This window comes from Micromonospora sp. DT46 (genome assembly GCF_049841735.1).
Taxonomy (GTDB): Bacteria; Actinomycetota; Actinomycetes; order Mycobacteriales; family Micromonosporaceae; genus Micromonospora; species Micromonospora reichwaldensis.
This window is the reverse complement of sequence record NZ_JBNCKW010000002.1, coordinates 845,000-859,184: the sequence shown is the minus strand read 5'-3', so window position 1 is coordinate 859,184 and position 14,185 is coordinate 845,000. Positions and strand designations below refer to the sequence as shown.

The window sequence follows — 14,185 nt, the reverse complement described above, 5'->3', positions numbered from 1 at the left end:
GTGTGATGCGGTCTCATGAACGGGGCAGCTCGACAGCGTCCGTGGTGTCATCCCCTGGTCGGCGGCGTGTTGCCGCGGGGGCCCGGTCCGCCAGGCGAGGCGAGGGCCCGGTGCGCCAGGCGAGCAGCCAGGACGTCAGCGGGCGGAGCGGGCCCAGTCGACCAGCCGGTCGGCGTCCCAGGTGTTGACCACCCGGTCGGCGGGCACCCCGCACAGGGCGGCGCGCTCGCAGCCGAACCGCTGCCAGTCGAGCTGACCGGGGGCGTGCGCGTCGGTGTTGACGGCGAAGTCGCAGCCCGCCTCCAGCGCTCGGCGGATCAGCCGCTTCGGCGGGTCCTGCCGCTCCGGCCGCGAGTTGATCTCGACGGCCACCCCGTGCTCGGCGCAGGCGGCGAAGACGGCGTCGGCGTCGAAGTCGCTCTCCGCCCGGGTACGCGGCCGGTGCGCCCGGTCGCCCGGCCCCTTCACCCCGGCGGGCCGGGACGCCACCATCCGCCCGGTGCAGTGGCCGAGGATGTCCAGGTGCGGGTTCGCGATCGCGGTCAGCATCCGCCGGGTCATCTTCGCCCGGTCGTCGTTCAGGCCGCTGTGCACCGAGCCGACCACCACGTCGAGGCGGGCCAACAGCTTCTCGTCCTGGTCGAGCGACCCGTCGGCGAGGATGTCCACCTCGATGCCGGTCAGGATCCGGAAGCCCTCCGGCAGCGCCTCGTTGACCTTCGCCACGTGGTCGAGCTGCTTGCGCAGCCGGTCGGCGGTCAGGCCACGGGCCACCTTCAGCCGGGGCGAGTGGTCGGTCAGCACCACGTACTCGTGGCCCAGCTCGACCGCCGCGAGCGCCATCTCCTCGATGGGTGAGCCGCCGTCGGACCAGTCGGAGTGGGTGTGGCAGTCACCGCGCAGCGCGGCACGCAGCGCGGTGGCCGCCTCGTCCAGGTCCGTGCCCTCCGTGGCGAGCAGCCGCCGCAGGTAGACCGGCTCCTCGCCGGCGAGCGACTCGGCCACGCAGCGGGCGGTGACGTCGCCGACCCCGGACAGCTCGGTGAGCTTGCCGGTGCGGGCCCGCTCGGCCAGTTCCCTCCCCGGCAGCGCGGCGAGGGCCGTGGCCGCCGAGCGGAACGCCCGGACCCGGTAGGTCGCCTCGTTCGCCCGCTCCAGGAGGAAGGCGATCCGGCGCAGGTCGGCGATGGGGTCCCGGGCGCTCATGCCATGGAAAATACGCCTCCGCGCCGCCGGTCGCGGGACGACCGACGGCGCGGAGGGCCATGGAATCAGCGGAGAGCCACGGAATCAGGAGTGCGGCAGCTTCACCAGCGACCTGTCGCCGATGCCGAGGGTGGTCGGGTTGTTGCCGATCGCCGACCAGACCTCCACCCGCACGGTGCCGTTCGACAGGTTGCCGAGGGCGCCGGTGGCGGAGTGCAGGCCGCTCTGCTGGGTGTAGCGCTCGTACCCGGGAACCGGGTCGGTGGCGAAGTAGCGGTACGTCTCCACCCGCTCCCAGCTGCCGTTGCCGGTCAGGTCGTAGGAGACCCGCACCTGCACCCCGTTGCCGACCGCGTTGCCGGCATCAAGGAACAGGTCGAACGTGGTCTGCCCGCCGCCGTACGCCAGATCCAGGCCCGTGGCGGTGAACACCTGCGGGTTGGTCGGCGTGCCGTCGCGGTTCGCGCCGCCCGCGCCGGCCACCGTGGCGGTCGTCGGGCTGCCGGCCGCGGCCAGCCCGCCACCCGGCAGCAGGTACCGGGTGGGGAAGTCCGACGACGGCGGCGGGGTGGTGGGCGGCGGGGTCGTCGGCGGGGCCGTGGTGGGCGGCGGGGTCGTCGGCGGGGCGGTCGTGGGCGGCGTCGTGCCGCTGACCCCGCCGGTCGCGGTGCCGCCGCTCCAGGTGTACGCCCCGCTGGTGGCCGTCTTTCCGGCGGGCACGGCGAGCCGGGTGCCGTCGGAGAACGTGACCGTCAGCGGCGCGGCGGTGATGTTGCTCGCCACGTAGGTGCGCGCGCCGTTGCGCTGGAACACCGCCGCCAGCGGGTGGTTGGCCGTGACCGGGGTGTGCACCGTCCCGAGGGCCGCGAGGTTGCGGATCCAGTGGAAGGTGTGCGCCCGGCTCTCGCCCTCCTCCGGCGTGTACCCGGGGTTCGCGCGGAGCTTCGCCAGCGCCGCGTCCGGGTCGCCGAGCGCCAGGAACTGCCAGAGGATGTCCTGCCACACCGTCGGTTCGCCGCCGTTGTTGCGCACCAGCTCCTGGTAGTTGGCGCGGTTGGACGCCGGGTGCTGCCCGAGGTAGAGGTGCCCGCCCGTGACCGGGAGCATGTTGATGCCCTGGATCATCTCCGGGTCGGCGCTGAACCAGGTGGCGTACGCGCCGCCGTCACCCCAGACCATGCCGACCGTGGAGTGCCCGAACGCTGCCGGGTAGTTCTCGTTCGTCACGTCGAACCAGTACTCGTGGATCGCCGCGGCCTGGGTGGTGTGGATGAAGATGCCGGCGTCGCGTACGGCGGTGTTGCCGGTCGCCTGACCCCACTGGATGAGGGCGTTGGCGAAGTTCATCCCCTCGGACGAGGACTCCTGGTTGTTGCCGGCGTTGAACGAGCCGTGCCCGGCGGCCCAGTCGTGCCCGGCGTAGATGTCGAAGTCGCGCAGGTACGGGAAGCGGTTGTCCGTGCGGTCGTAGTTGTTCGCGTCCCGGATCAGCAGGTCGATCATGCCGCCGTACTGGTCCTGCCGGGCCCAGGTCGGGTCGAACTTGGCCAGCGTGGCGGCGGCGGCGATGTAGTAGCCGTAGTGGAAGTGGTGGTCGTTGAGTTCCTGGTCGGAGCCGTAGGAGGCCGGGTAGCCGATCAGGGTTCCCCAGTTGCGGTCGTAGTGGAAGACGCCCTCGGTCTCCCCGGGCGTGGCGGTGAGCCAGTCGTTGAGGGTGCCCCGGATGGCGTTCAGCGCGGCGGTACGCGTCTCGGCGTCCCCGACCTGGTCGGCGATCTCGGCGATCCGGGCGGCCCGGCCCAGGCCCTTGCCCGTCCAGTAGGTGTCGGTGCCGCGCTGGTCCATCGGGTTGCCCCGGACCGCCGCCAGGTGGTTGCGCAGCGTCGTCAGGTCCGCCCCGGTGCCGGTGGCGACGGCGGGAACCTCCGGCAGTACGCCGTTGAACTTCATCGAGGTGCGGAACGCGTCGACGCCGGTGAGCACCTTCATCCGGCCGCGCGCCGACGGGTAGGTGAGCGCCAGCGGGGTGGCGCCGGTCAGCGACCGCCACTGGTGCGGGTAGAGGCTGACGACCGTCCGGTTCGCCGTGCCCTCCCGGGCGGTCGTGGTGAACGCGTACGTGGTGTTGACGGTGCTGGTCGCCTGGTCGTAGGCGTACGAGACCCGGGTGCCGGTGACGTGGGCGTGGGCGTACTGGCCGTAGGTGGTGGCCAGCCCGGTGCGGGTGGCGGCGTCGGTGCTCGGGGTGGTGGGCAGCAGGGCGACGGAGAAGTAGCCCTTGCCGGCCAGGGTGGAGGTGATCCGTCCACCGCTGACGGTCCAGGTGGCGCCGGTGGGCGCGTACGCCACGTAGTCGTGCCCCCGGACGGTGAAGCCGATCGTGGCGCCGCTGTTCGACCAGACCGTGGGGCTGCCGCCGGTGGCGTTGACCAGGGCGTTGCCGCCGCTGGTGCGGAAGTACGCGAACGGAAGTCCGTGGCCGATGGTGGCGCGCATGGTCCGGGCGCCGTCGGTCCAGTGCGGGGTGACCGTCCAGTCGGTCCAGCCGTCGACCTTGACGACCGGGGCACTCAGCCCCGCGATGCCGACCCGGATGTCCTCGGAGTACGTGTACTTGAACTCGCCGACGCCGGTCGCGGTGCCGCTGATCGTCGGGGTGGAGGTGGCCGAGATCCCGAGGCCGTCGCCGGCCGGCTGGTAGGAGGCCGGGTGCGCGTGCAGCGGCTCGCTGTAGGAGCAGTTGGTCCGCTTCCACAGCAGCGACGACCACCAGTCGTTGGTGGGTACCGGCCCGGGGGGCGCGTCGGCGGTGGCGAACTGCCGGGGGTTGGTGGTCATGTCTCCGCAGCCGGTGGGCAGGGGGCCCACGCGGTCGGTGGTGTAGCTGCCGGCGCCGACGGTGGCGGCCTGGGCGGGGGTGGTGGTCACGACGGCGAGGCCGCCGAGGGCGAGGGCCAGGGCGGAGGTGGCCGCCACGGCCCAGGTGCGGCGTGTCGCAGGAGGTGTCACAGTGCCTCCGGTCGGGGGGCGCCGGTCGGGGACGGGCGCGTTCTGCGAGCGAATTGTGTGGAAAGTGGTCTCAGAGAGCGCTCTCTTGCGACGGGACGCTAGCCCAGCGTCGAGACTTCCGTCAATGTTTCCCAGCGATGAAGCGCTGATGACGACAAACCGGAGCGGGTCGTCAGGCGGTCGGCGGGGCCTTCGGGCAGCCGTGTCGGCGGTGCCAGGCGGCCACCTCGGCGGCCGGTTCCTTGTTGCCCTTGCGCCGCCACGAGTTCAGGTACGGCGCCGGCCAGACCACGCCCCGGCGGATCCACCAGCCGTCCCGGCCCGTGCACGGCGGGGAGATGCCGAAGTGCAGGTGGCACACGTTGTTCGCGTTACCGGTCCGGCCCACCTCGCCGAGCCGCTGCCCGGCGCGCACCCGCACCCCGACGTCGATGCCGTCGGCGACGCGGCGCAGGTGGGAGCCGTAGTAGCGCACCCCGTCGTCGCCGAGCAGCGACACCGACAGCCCGCCGTTGTGCGGCCCCCGCGGCCCGCGCCTGTCGAACCGGTCGACCCGGCTGACCTCGAGGAGGACGCCGTCGGTCACCGCCACGACCGGCTCGCCACAGTCGGCGAAGATGTCCGTCCCCGGATAGGCCGAGTGGGTCGGGTGGTAGGCGACGTTCGCCGCGCGTACCGGAAAGACGTGCGGCAGCCCGGCGCGGGTCGGCGCGGTCGACGGGCCGGTCGGGGCGGCGGCGCCGGTCGGGCTGGGAGCGCCGGTCGGGGTGACGGCCGGCGGCGCGGGCTGCCCGGCCGTCGCCGGCAGGCTCGGCCGGGGTGCGCCGGGCGTCGTCCCGGGCCGCGTCGTCGCGCAGCCGGCGGCCAGCACCGGCACCAGCACCAGCAGGACCGGGTACGCCGGACGCGCGCGGCGTCCGATCGTCGGCGAGGGCATCCGGTCATCCTCGCAGAGTCGGTACGGTGGTGGAGGTGCGCGGCAGAAGGGGAGGGGTCGATGACGACCGGACGGTACGCCTTCCCGCCCGAGCCGGACGCCGGGTTCCGGCCGGCGCCACGGGTCCCCTCGGGGCTCTTCCCGTCCACGCCGCCGTCCCAGCCCACCTACCGCGAACCGCACCCGGTCACCGGCGCGGGCGTCGCGTCCGGCGCCGCCGTGGCGACCGTCTGGCTGCTCCTGTTCGGCCTGCTGGGCCGCGGCGTGTCCGGGTACGCCTGGTGGACGCTGCTGGCCGGCGGCCTGGCCTGGCTGGCCGCGCTGCTGCTGGTCCGCGTGGGCGACCGGGGCGTGGCCACCGGCATCGCGATCGTCACCGCCGGCGGGTGGAGCATCGCCGCCGCCATCGTCACGGTGCGGTGGGTGTCGAGCGGGGACTGGCCGCTCTGGTGAGCCCGGTCCGGCCCGTCCCGCGACCCGCCTGGCGGCACCCGTTCCGGCGGGCCCGTGGCTGCGCTGCGTCGCGGGCCGGCTGCGCAGCGAATCCTGCCTTGACGTGGCCGCCCGAACTCGGCACCCTCGGCGTTATGGCCTGGACCACTCCGCGGCTCGATCCCGAGCGCAGCCGCCGTCGCCAGCAGCTCCTCGCCGAGTTGGCGGGCGCCCGGGCGGTACGCCAGCGCGTACGGCCGCAGCGGGTGCGCAGCGAGCGCCTGCGGGAGCTGATCGCCACCCGCCGCCGGGTCGCCGGCTGACGACCGGCAGACTTTCCCCAGGATTGACCGGCCCTTCGGGGCGTTGACCGGTCGACTGCCGACCCGACCGGCTAACGTGCACGCGTAACGGGTCGGCCTGCCGAGGCTCTTTTGGGGGAACCGTGTCGTACTTCGCTGCGGCCGTCGTACGTGACGACAGCGGTTGGACGGCCGCCGAGGTGAACCTGCGGGGGGTCACCGACATCGAGGACGTCGCCGACCGGCTGCGCGACGTCGACCCCGACGCCGACCTGTCGCTGCTCTTCGTCGAGGCCGACGACACGTACCTGGTGGTCCTGCGCCTGGACGAGGGGGAGGACCTGCGGGTCTTCGGCTCCGACTCGGCCTACGCGGAGGAGTCCCGGCTGGGCGCCCTGCTGGTCGGGGACCTGAAGACCTCGGTGACCGGGCTCGACGACACCGACGAGCCGCGCCCGTCCGGCCGCGGCGACGACGACACCGAGCAGCCCGCCGTCGACCCCGAGGCCGACCCGGTCGGCGAGGCGGACCTTCTGGCCGACCTGGGCATCCCCGCGCAGAAGCTGCTCAACCTCTGCGCGCAGGAGGGCATGATGCCGGCCGACGTCACCGCCGAGGTGTGCCAGGTGCTCGGCTGCGCCGACGAGGTCGAGGAACTGCGTGAGGTCTGAGCCGTCCGGGCCCGGACGGGCCGGTACGGGCGGCGCCGAGCCGGCCGACGCGACCGATCCGGCGCTGGGCACCGTACGCCCCGGTCAGCCGACCCCGGGCGCGGCGGGCCGGGTCGGGCCCGGCGCCCACGAGGGGCTGGCCGAGCCGGACGGCGCCGGCCGGCGGCAGCGGCACGAGCTGTGGATGCGGCGGGCCCTGGCGGTCGCCGTGACCGGCCCCGACAGCCCCGCGGACGCGGGCCCCGACGCCGCCGACGACATCCCGGTCGGCGCCGTGCTCTACGGGCCGGACGGCACCGAACTGGCGATCGGGCGCAACGAGCGGGAACTGACCGGCGACCCGACCGCGCACGCCGAGGTGCTGGCGCTGCGCCGGGCCGCCGGACGGCTCGGCCGCTGGCGGCTCGACGGCTGCACCCTGGTCGTCACCCTGGAACCCTGCACGATGTGCGCGGGCGCGCTGGTGCTGGCCCGGGTGTCCACCGTGGTCTTCGGCGCCTGGGAGCCCAAGACCGGGGCCGCCGGGTCGCTGTGGGACGTGCTGCGCGACCGCCGGCTCAACCACCGGCCGGAGGTCTACGGCGGCATCCTGGAGTCGGAGAGCGCCGCCATCCTGCGCGCCTTCTTCCGGGTGTGAGGAAGGGCGCCTTCCTGACGTCTGCGGTACAGGAATGGCCCCTTCCTGACCCCTCGGGCGGGCCGCCCGTGCCGGGGTGCCGGGGCTCAGGCGTCGGCCGGGGCGGGCCGGAGCAGGGTCGCGGCCACCGCGCGGGCGGTGTCGGTCCAGGGGGCGGGGCGCAGGGTCGCCGGGTCGACCCGGACGATCGACCGCTGGCCCTCCGCGTGCACGATGCGTCCGTCGACTGAGTGGAACCGGTAGGCGTACCGGGCGCTGCTGGTGCCGAAGTGGTCGAGCCAGAAGTGCACCGCCACGGGGCCGGTCCCGGTGACCGGGGCCCGGTAGGTGATGGTGAACTCGCGGACGGCGTGGAACACGTCCGGTGCGCTCTGCTGGCCGGCCTGGAACGCGACACCGTGGTCCGCCCAGTACCCGGTCAGGGCCCGTTCGAGCAGCACCGCGTACCGGGCGTTGTGCAGGAGGCCGAACGCGTCGAGGTCGTCGAAGTGCACCGCGACGTGCGCGACGTGACCGAACTCGACGGCGGGCTGGTCGACGATGGCGTGGCTCATGAGAGGCCTTCCGGTAGCAGGGTCGGATCGGGGCACAGTGCCCGCAGGCGGTTCAGCAGGCCTTGGCGGGCGTGCCGGTAGGCGGTGTCGGGGTCCAGCAGCCGGGAGCGCATCGCGGCGGTGATCCCGAGGGCGTCGATCTCGTACGCCAGCTGTGCGACGTCCACGTCGGCGGGAAGCTCGCCGGCGGCGACCGCCTCGCGGACGAGCTGTTCGAGGAACGCGGTCCAGCGGCCGAACACCTCGGCGAGCCGGTCCCGGACCGGGCCGGGGCGCGCGTTGTACTCGAAGTCGGCGCTGGCGAAGAAGCAGCCGCCGGGGAGCACCCGGGCGGCGAAGAAGTCGATCCGGGCCTGGTGCAGTGCCCAGAGCCGCCGTACGCCCCGGGGGGCGCGCAGGGCCGGCTCGATGACCCGTTCCCGCTGCTGCTCGACCGCCCGGTCGACCGTGGCGAGCTGGAGCGCCTCCTTGGAGCCCCAGTGCGCGAAGAGGCCGGACTTGCTGACGCCGAGCGCGTCGGCGAGCTGGGCGAGGGAGAGCCCGTGCAGGCCGACCTCGGTGGCGAGGACCACGGCGGCGTCCAGCGCGGCGGTGCGGGTCCGGTCGCCCCGCGCGACGCGTCCGTCGACTGTCATGGGCACAGGCTAATGAATAAGCACGACCGTTCGTATAGTTTAGTGGCGTGACCGTGGTCACGAAACAGCGACGCCGCCCGCCATCCGGGGACGGATGGCGGGCGGCGTCGGGGCCGACGAGGATCAGGCGATGATCGTGTCCAGGGCGATCTCGACCATCTGGCTGAAGGTCTGCTCACGCTCCTCGGAGGTGGTCTTCTCGCCGGTCTTGATGTGGTCGCTGACGGTCAGCAGCGTCAGGGCGCGGGCCTTGAACCGGGCGGCGATCGTGTAGAGCGCCGCCGACTCCATCTCCACCGCCAGCACGCCGTACTCGGCGAGGCTGTCGTAGAGGTCCGGGCGGTCGGTGTAGAAGGCGTCCGCCGCCAGGATCGGCCCGACCCGCATCGCGATGCCGCGCCGCTCGGCCACCTCGACCGACGTACGCAGCAGCCCGAAGTCGGCCACCGGGGCGTAGTCGATCAGCCCGTCGAAGCGCATCCGGTTCATGTTCGAGTCGGTGGACGAGCCGATCGCCGCGATCACGTCGCGCAGCCGCAGGTCCTCGGTCAGTGCCCCGCAGGAGCCGACCCGGATCAGGCTCTTCACGCCGTACTCGTTGACCAGCTCGTGGGCGTAGATCGAGGCGGAGGGCATGCCCATGCCGGAGCCCTGGACGGAGACCTCGACGCCGTTGTGGCGGCCGGTGAAGCCCAGCATGCCCCGGACCGTCGAGTAGCACTGCGCGCCCTCGAGGTAGGTCTCCGCGATCCACTTCGCCCGCAACGGGTCGCCCGGCATCAGGACCCGCTCGGCGATCTCTCCCGGCTTCGCGCCGATGTGCGTACTCATGGCAAGGATCCTGCCAGGCCGCCCCGGGGCGTACCGGTTCGGCGTCCGAACCCGGGGTCATGTACCCTTCTCGGCGGTGGCGTGTCCGAGCGGCCTAAGGAGCACGCCTCGAAAGCGTGTGAGGGTTTACGCCCTCCGAGGGTTCAAATCCCTCCGCCACCGCTCGTGAAGTGCGAGAACGCCCGGCAGATCCGCAAGGATCGGCCGGGCGTTCTCGCATGCACCCCCCCCCGCACCCCTGCCTGCGTCGATCATGCAGTTGTGGTGCCATGCGAAAGGGGCGTCTGGGTAGCTGTTGCCCACCACGAGTGCATGATCGACGTCGAGATGGGTGGGGCGGGGCGGAGGGGCCGGTCAGCGGCGGCTTAGTTCCTTTTCCAGGCGGGTGATGAGGGTCTTGCGGGATTTGCCGTCGCGTTCGCGGCGCAGTGCCGACTTCAGTTGGCCCTTGTCGAGGTCGCGGACTAGCTTGGCCGCCTCGGCGACCGGCAGCTCCGACAGTTGTTCGGCCGACGTGGCGTTGCGGCGGGCGCGTTTGGCCGGTCCGGTGTTGGCGACGTACTGCTTGCCGGACTTTGATTCCTTCCGCTTCTTGGCGTCGGTCGCCCGCTTCTCCTTCTCGGAGAGCTCCTTCCAGGCCTGTTCGGGCAGGTAGCGGCTCGTCTCGTCGCCGTGCCGCGCCCGGGTGTCGCCCTCTTTGGTCTGCCAGTGCTCGCCGCCCCAGCGCTGGAGGGACTTCTGCCGTTCGTCCTTCGGGCCGACGAAGCCCCCGCCGCGCCTCTTGTACTCCTGGGTGACCAGCTGCGACTTGCGTGCCGACCACTGTCCCGGCCGGCCGCCCTTGTCGGAGGCCTTGATCTCTTCCTTGACCTGCTCCCTGAGTTCGGGCTTCGTGTACCGCGCCATGCCGCCGGTTACCCCACCTCGCGGCCCTCACGCGTCAAGCCTGCGCGGGGCTCAGCAGGGGCTGTGGCCCTCGTCGAAGAGGCGCTGGGCCCAGTCGGCGTACCCGGCGATGATCTTCTTCACCGCCTGCCCGTCGTGCAGGAAGAGGTACGCCCGGTCGCCCTGCCGGGCGAGCAGCCCGTCGAGCCGGTACGTCCCCTGTGGAGCGTCCAGCTCCCGGGCGGACGGGTAGCGGGTGCGGACCTCGTCGACCGGCATGCCGGCGGTGACTCCCTGCGGGGTGCGCGTCGCCTCGCCGAGCCAGAGCAGCACCAGCCGGTCGTCGACGAAGATGGGACTGGTCGTGTCGTACCCGGCCAGCGCCGGGCCGCAGGCGTCGATGTCGGAGCGCAGGATGCCCCGCCGGGTCAGCTCGTCCTCGGTGTCGCCGAACTCGACGTCGCGCAGGCCGTTGAGGTCGACCACCTCGACGGCCCCGACGGGCCGGCCGTCCAACTCGCGCAGCGGCGGGTGCACGCCGCTGCCCGAGACCCAGGCAGCCGTCGTCAGCGCGGCTATAAAGCCAAATTGTCGCAATTTCATGGAATCCCCCAGTCCCCAACGGGACCGGGCCGTTCAGGTTGCTGCCCGCCCGCAGATTGCCGGTTTTCCCATTCCTCGGCCAGCTCGTCCCAGTAGTCGGCGCTCAGCCGTCGGCGCCCGTGCGCCAGCCAGCCGGCGGTGCTCCGCTCGACGTGCAGGCCCAGCTCGGCGAACGGGTCGATCCACGCGCCGGGCTCCGCCCCGAGCCGGGCGAGCGCCGCGTTGAGCGGCCACTCCGGACGCGGCCCGTCGAAGAGACGGTCGAACCCCGGCCCCCAGCTCACCTGGCCGCCGAGCCACACCAGCGCCGACTGGTAGCCGGCGCCGCCGAAGAACTCCGCCTCCAGGTACGCCACCGGACCCGACCGCGACCAGCGGGCGAGGACCTCGGCGAGGGGTGCCGAGAGCACCAGGTGGAACGGCTCCTCCGGGGACCGCTCCGTCGTCGAGTAGTCGGGCGGCGCCCCGGTCAGCTCCTCGACCAGTTGCGGGGTGACCGGCAGCAGCGCGAACTCCTGGCGCAACTCGCCGAGGACCGCGTGGTCCAGGTCGGCGGTGTGCTCGCGGAGCAGCTCGGCGTCCGCGACGACCGCGCTGAGCTGGTAACCCATGGGAGCCCTCCGCCGTCCACAGCCTGTGGATGGAACATGTGTACGACGAGTCCCGCCTACGCCGTTCTCCGCACCGTACCCAATCGTCCCCTTCCGGCACCGCCCCGCAATGCCGCACTGCCGGCCCTCCTCCGGGCGTGGCGCGGCCTCCGGCGAGGGTCGGTCGGGCAGGGCGGAGAGGCAGGAGGTGATCCCTGCCGCCGCCAAGGGCGGGTGGAACGACACGGGTGCATCCCGCGTCGGGAGGCACCCGTGGTGTTCCACCCGCGCCTTGTGTCGGGGGTACCTCTGCCGTGGGCGGGCTCGGTTCAGGGGCGCTCGGCGATGGTGGCGACAAACGCGCGCCACGCCGCCGGCGCGAAGGCGAGCGCCGGGCCGGCCGGGTCCTTCGAGTCGCGCACCGCGACGACGCCGGGCAGGTTGTCGGCGACCTCGACGCAGTCACCGCCGTTGCCGCTGCTGCGGCTGCTCTTGCGCCACCGCGCGCCGTTCAGCTCCATGTCTCCGCCACTTCCGTGATGAGATCGACCGACTGCCAGTGGGACAGCGCCTCGTCGCGCACGTTCTCCCACGCAGCCATCATGGCGGCGATGTCCGGGGCGGGGCGGGGCGACAGGACGGGCTGGGGTCGGCGCGGGGGTCAGAGCAGCAGGTTTACCAGGGCGGCGAGCCCGACGACCACGATCATGGCGCGCAATGCCATCGGCGGGAGCCGGCGTCCCCATCGGCCGCCGGCCAGGCCCCCCAGCACGGAACCGACCGCGATCAGCAGCGCCGGCTGCCACGCCACCGATCCCACGGCGACGAAGAGGACCGCCGCGACCCCGTTCACCAGGCCGGCGAGCACGTTCTTCACCCCGTTGACCCAGCGCAGGTCGGCCGAGAGCAGCACGCCGAGCAGCCCCAGCAGCAACACGCCCTGGGCGGCGCCGAAGTAGCCGCCGTACACGCCGGTGCCGAAGACGCCGGCCAGCAGCAGCGGCCCCGCCCGCCGTACCTCCGGGCCGCCGGACGACGCCATGCCCGCGCCCTCCGGAGCCGGCCGTCGCCGGGCCAACGCCCGCGCCAGCCGCGGCTGCACCACCACGAGCACCAACGCCAGGACGATCAGCGCCGGCACGATGGCCCGGAACGCGCCGGGAGGCAGGACCAGCAGCAGTACGCCGCCGGTGATCCCGCCGAGCACGGCTGCCACCCCCAGGCGCGTCAGCAGCCGGCCGTGCCCGGCCAGCTCCCGGCGATAGGCGTACGCCGCGGAGAAGGAGCCTGGCACCAGCCCGACGGTGTTGGACACGTTCGCCACCACGGGCGGGTAGCCGAGGGAGAGCAGGACCGGGAAGGTCACCAGCGTGCCCGAGCCCACCACCGCGTTGATGGCTCCCGCCGCGATCCCGGCTGCGAGGACGGCCAGCCCCTCGACGACGTTCAGCGTCGCGTTCACTCGTGTCTGCGCTCTCCCCGGGCCGATCGTCGCCCGCAGGTCGCCGCCGCCCGGTTGTCTCGCTGGTCCTGTGCGGCTGTCAGCGTAGGGTCCGGTCCGGGCTAGGTGACCGCCTTGCGGCGCGGATCACCTCACGTCCGTGGTCACCCGACCATGGCGGCGACCGGCCGGCTGCCTGTCCTTCGTCGCCGTCCCAGGGAAGCCGCCCAGTACAGCGCCATTCCGGCTGCCCCCGCACCCGGCGATGATTTCCAGCGGTCGGTCGAATCCGGAGAAGACCTGTCCGAGAAACGTGCAGCACGCCGCACCCCGCAGGGCGCCCAGAGCTGCCGTTGAATTATTAGGCGGCTTGGTGAAGATTGGTGCTCACGAAGGCGAGCAGTAGCCGGCCGGGGCATGAAAGTCGGGTCACCGCCGCTCGGTACCCCGGCCGCCGAAGAACTGGAAGCCGCGGTCCGTCATCAGTTGAGGCCCGGTCAGCCGAACCTCCGCGTTCGGCGCCGCCCGGCCGACCTCCTTGACGAAGTCGACAAGGCCCTCGCCCGACAGGATCTTCCACGACCGCCCGTCGCGCCGGACCACCTGGACTACGTTCCTGCCGGCCGGCGCTCCGATCTCCGCCAGCTCATCGAGTGCGATCGAGGAGGACGCCAGCAGTGCCCGCAGCCGCAGATGGGTGTCGGTGAGCTCCATCCGATAGACCAGGCGCGCCAGATACCACCAGCTCAGGGGAATCCCCACCGCCATGAAGAGCAGCCGTTGCCACCACGTCATGTGGTCGAAATTCACCAAAATTATCGGCACTGCGATCGTGAGGCCCAGCGTCAGCAGGATCATCAGAACCATGGAGCGTTGCCGGTACCGCGCCCTGACGGCCTCGCGTTCCATCGTCCACCCTCCTGTCACCGGCTGTGAAAGCCCACTACCCCCGGGATAATCCGCCAAACGGCCATCAATACCTGAGTCCACCGAAGTGCTTGGCAGAACCCCAACCCAGCCCCGACACCGGGCAGCGGCCCGGGGCTCTGCGCCACGCCACGGGACGCGGCGGCCCGTGCGGCGGGCAGCCAGCGGAGCCGGTGTAGGGCAAGCGAGACGGGAGCGCGTAAACGAATCAGGGCCGGTCCCGTGAGGGCCGGCCCTGTCGTTCGTGCTGCTCAGCGAGCGGAGGATACGAGATTCGAACTCGTGAGGGTGTTAACCCAACACGCTTTCCAAGCGTGCGCCCTAGGCCTCTAGGCGAATCCTCCGCAGACGAGGATACAGGTCCCCGGCGGGTGGGCCACCCCACCACCCCCTGAAGATCGACGCGGCGTCGGGTAGGGTTGGCGGTACCTCCCGTGCGGCGGTATCTCGTGAACCTCCCCAGGGCCGGAAGGCAGCAAGGATAAGCGGGCTCTGCCGGGTGCACGGGAGGCCTTTTTGTCTCCG

The 14,185-nt window shown here is 72.6% G+C and carries 16 protein-coding genes, 2 tRNA genes, 1 other RNA gene and 1 pseudogene; 6 read left to right on the top strand and 14 right to left on the bottom strand.

From position 1 onward, the window contains the following. Positions 1 to 135: 135 nt before the first annotated feature. The 3 genes from ACLQ20_RS08350 to ACLQ20_RS08340 all read right to left on the bottom strand — a co-directional run bounded on the left by ACLQ20_RS08350 (position 136) and on the right by ACLQ20_RS08340 (position 5,152). Positions 136 to 1,206 (bottom strand): PHP domain-containing protein, encoded by a 1,071-nt coding sequence (locus ACLQ20_RS08350; protein WP_151454832.1) that lies wholly within the window; start codon positions 1,204 to 1,206, stop codon positions 136 to 138. Between the two features lie 84 nt (positions 1,207 to 1,290). Beyond that, positions 1,291 to 4,215 carry a glycosyl hydrolase gene (locus ACLQ20_RS08345; RefSeq protein ID WP_425854792.1) on the bottom strand — a complete coding sequence of 975 codons (2,925 nt, stop codon included), beginning with the start codon at positions 4,213 to 4,215 and terminating at the stop codon, positions 1,291 to 1,293. A 172-nt stretch (positions 4,216 to 4,387) separates the two neighbouring features. Then, the gene (locus ACLQ20_RS08340) at positions 4,388 to 5,152 is read right to left on the bottom strand and encodes a M23 family metallopeptidase (protein WP_151457441.1); all 765 of its coding nucleotides are present in this window, start codon (positions 5,150 to 5,152) and stop codon (positions 4,388 to 4,390) included. Between the two features lie 60 nt (positions 5,153 to 5,212). Here ACLQ20_RS08340 and ACLQ20_RS08335 point away from each other — a divergent pair, with 60 nt between their 5' ends. From ACLQ20_RS08335 to ACLQ20_RS08320, 4 genes are all read left to right on the top strand, one after another. Beyond that, positions 5,213 to 5,605, top strand: a complete 393-nt coding sequence (locus ACLQ20_RS08335; protein ID WP_425854790.1) for a hypothetical protein — start codon at positions 5,213 to 5,215, stop codon at positions 5,603 to 5,605. 134 nt (positions 5,606 to 5,739) lie between these two features. Continuing rightward, positions 5,740 to 5,907, top strand: coding sequence for a hypothetical protein (locus tag ACLQ20_RS08330; protein ID WP_165947875.1), 168 nt, complete (start codon positions 5,740 to 5,742; stop codon positions 5,905 to 5,907). 122 nt (positions 5,908 to 6,029) lie between these two features. Then, entirely contained in the window at positions 6,030 to 6,557 is a 528-nt protein-coding gene (locus ACLQ20_RS08325; protein ID WP_358122180.1) for a tRNA adenosine deaminase-associated protein, read from the top strand. Between the two features lie 184 nt (positions 6,558 to 6,741). After that, positions 6,742 to 7,194: a nucleoside deaminase gene (locus ACLQ20_RS08320; RefSeq protein ID WP_425854850.1), complete on the top strand. Its 453-nt coding sequence runs from the start codon at positions 6,742 to 6,744 to the stop codon at positions 7,192 to 7,194. 86 nt (positions 7,195 to 7,280) lie between these two features. Here the strand turns inward: ACLQ20_RS08320 and ACLQ20_RS08315 are convergent, their stop codons facing one another. The 3 genes from ACLQ20_RS08315 to deoD form a co-directional block, all read right to left on the bottom strand. Next, positions 7,281 to 7,748 (bottom strand): acyl-CoA thioesterase, encoded by a 468-nt coding sequence (locus tag ACLQ20_RS08315; protein ID WP_358122182.1) that lies wholly within the window; start codon positions 7,746 to 7,748, stop codon positions 7,281 to 7,283. Further along, complete coding sequence (locus ACLQ20_RS08310) at positions 7,745 to 8,383, bottom strand: TetR/AcrR family transcriptional regulator (RefSeq protein WP_151457421.1); 639 nt, start codon at positions 8,381 to 8,383, stop codon at positions 7,745 to 7,747. Before ACLQ20_RS08310 ends, ACLQ20_RS08315 begins: the two co-directional genes overlap by 4 nt. 123 nt (positions 8,384 to 8,506) lie before the next feature. Beyond that, on the bottom strand, positions 8,507 to 9,214 hold the full coding sequence (gene deoD / locus ACLQ20_RS08305; protein WP_151457422.1) for a purine-nucleoside phosphorylase: 708 nt from the start codon (positions 9,212 to 9,214) through the stop codon (positions 8,507 to 8,509). A gap of 75 nt (positions 9,215 to 9,289) precedes the next feature. Between deoD and ACLQ20_RS08300 the strand changes: the two genes are divergently transcribed. Next, positions 9,290 to 9,376, top strand: a tRNA-Ser gene (locus tag ACLQ20_RS08300). Positions 9,377 to 9,568: 192 nt separating this feature from the next. On the opposite strand, the gene ACLQ20_RS08295 is transcribed toward ACLQ20_RS08300, so the two are convergent. The 8 genes and pseudogenes from ACLQ20_RS08295 to ACLQ20_RS08260 all read right to left on the bottom strand — a co-directional run bounded on the left by ACLQ20_RS08295 (position 9,569) and on the right by ACLQ20_RS08260 (position 14,004). Then, positions 9,569 to 10,120, bottom strand: a complete 552-nt coding sequence (locus ACLQ20_RS08295; protein ID WP_425854788.1) for a DUF5872 domain-containing protein — start codon at positions 10,118 to 10,120, stop codon at positions 9,569 to 9,571. A gap of 51 nt (positions 10,121 to 10,171) precedes the next feature. After that, a complete protein-coding gene (locus ACLQ20_RS08290; RefSeq protein WP_151457424.1) occupies positions 10,172 to 10,702 on the bottom strand; it encodes a hypothetical protein in 531 nt (176 codons plus the stop codon). Beyond that, positions 10,699 to 11,313, bottom strand: coding sequence for a hypothetical protein (locus ACLQ20_RS08285; protein ID WP_425854786.1), 615 nt, complete (start codon positions 11,311 to 11,313; stop codon positions 10,699 to 10,701). The genes ACLQ20_RS08290 and ACLQ20_RS08285 overlap by 4 nt, the downstream gene beginning before the upstream one ends. Before the next feature lie 308 nt (positions 11,314 to 11,621). Beyond that, entirely contained in the window at positions 11,622 to 11,813 is a 192-nt protein-coding gene (locus ACLQ20_RS08280) for a DUF397 domain-containing protein (protein ID WP_151457426.1), read from the bottom strand. Then, positions 11,804 to 11,893, bottom strand: a pseudogene (locus ACLQ20_RS08275) (XRE family transcriptional regulator); the annotation flags it as partial. The gene ACLQ20_RS08280 and the pseudogene ACLQ20_RS08275, both read right to left, overlap by 10 nt. A gap of 60 nt (positions 11,894 to 11,953) precedes the next feature. Further along, on the bottom strand, positions 11,954 to 12,754 hold the full coding sequence (locus ACLQ20_RS08270; protein ID WP_425854785.1) for a sulfite exporter TauE/SafE family protein: 801 nt from the start codon (positions 12,752 to 12,754) through the stop codon (positions 11,954 to 11,956). A 408-nt stretch (positions 12,755 to 13,162) separates the two neighbouring features. Next, entirely contained in the window at positions 13,163 to 13,642 is a 480-nt protein-coding gene (locus ACLQ20_RS08265) for a hypothetical protein (RefSeq protein ID WP_425854783.1), read from the bottom strand. Positions 13,643 to 13,919: 277 nt separating this feature from the next. Continuing rightward, positions 13,920 to 14,004: transfer RNA gene (locus ACLQ20_RS08260), tRNA-Ser, on the bottom strand. A gap of 82 nt (positions 14,005 to 14,086) precedes the next feature. On the opposite strand from ACLQ20_RS08260, the gene ffs reads away from it, so the two are divergent. Beyond that, positions 14,087 to 14,176, top strand: an RNA gene (gene ffs / locus ACLQ20_RS08255) — signal recognition particle sRNA small type. The last annotated feature ends 9 nt before the right edge of the window (positions 14,177 to 14,185 follow it).

What these genes read in the sequence shown, in the direction of transcription:
- ACLQ20_RS08350 (WP_151454832.1), bottom strand. Translation starts at nt 1,206, where the DNA reads ATGAGCGCCCGGGACCCCATCGCCGACCTGCGCCGGATCGCCTTCCTC.
- ACLQ20_RS08340 (WP_151457441.1), bottom strand. Translation starts at nt 5,152, where the DNA reads ATGCCCTCGCCGACGATCGGACGCCGCGCGCGTCCGGCGTACCCGGTC.
- ACLQ20_RS08335 (WP_425854790.1), top strand. Translation starts at nt 5,213, where the DNA reads ATGACGACCGGACGGTACGCCTTCCCGCCCGAGCCGGACGCCGGGTTC.
- ACLQ20_RS08330 (WP_165947875.1), top strand. Translation starts at nt 5,740, where the DNA reads ATGGCCTGGACCACTCCGCGGCTCGATCCCGAGCGCAGCCGCCGTCGC.
- ACLQ20_RS08320 (WP_425854850.1), top strand. Translation starts at nt 6,742, where the DNA reads ATGCGGCGGGCCCTGGCGGTCGCCGTGACCGGCCCCGACAGCCCCGCG.
- ACLQ20_RS08315 (WP_358122182.1), bottom strand. Translation starts at nt 7,748, where the DNA reads ATGAGCCACGCCATCGTCGACCAGCCCGCCGTCGAGTTCGGTCACGTC.
- ACLQ20_RS08310 (WP_151457421.1), bottom strand. Translation starts at nt 8,383, where the DNA reads ATGACAGTCGACGGACGCGTCGCGCGGGGCGACCGGACCCGCACCGCC.
- deoD (WP_151457422.1), bottom strand. Translation starts at nt 9,214, where the DNA reads ATGAGTACGCACATCGGCGCGAAGCCGGGAGAGATCGCCGAGCGGGTC.
- ACLQ20_RS08295 (WP_425854788.1), bottom strand. Translation starts at nt 10,120, where the DNA reads ATGGCGCGGTACACGAAGCCCGAACTCAGGGAGCAGGTCAAGGAAGAG.
- ACLQ20_RS08290 (WP_151457424.1), bottom strand. Translation starts at nt 10,702, where the DNA reads ATGAAATTGCGACAATTTGGCTTTATAGCCGCGCTGACGACGGCTGCC.
- ACLQ20_RS08285 (WP_425854786.1), bottom strand. Translation starts at nt 11,313, where the DNA reads ATGGGTTACCAGCTCAGCGCGGTCGTCGCGGACGCCGAGCTGCTCCGC.
- ACLQ20_RS08280 (WP_151457426.1), bottom strand. Translation starts at nt 11,813, where the DNA reads ATGGAGCTGAACGGCGCGCGGTGGCGCAAGAGCAGCCGCAGCAGCGGC.
- ACLQ20_RS08265 (WP_425854783.1), bottom strand. Translation starts at nt 13,642, where the DNA reads ATGGAACGCGAGGCCGTCAGGGCGCGGTACCGGCAACGCTCCATGGTT.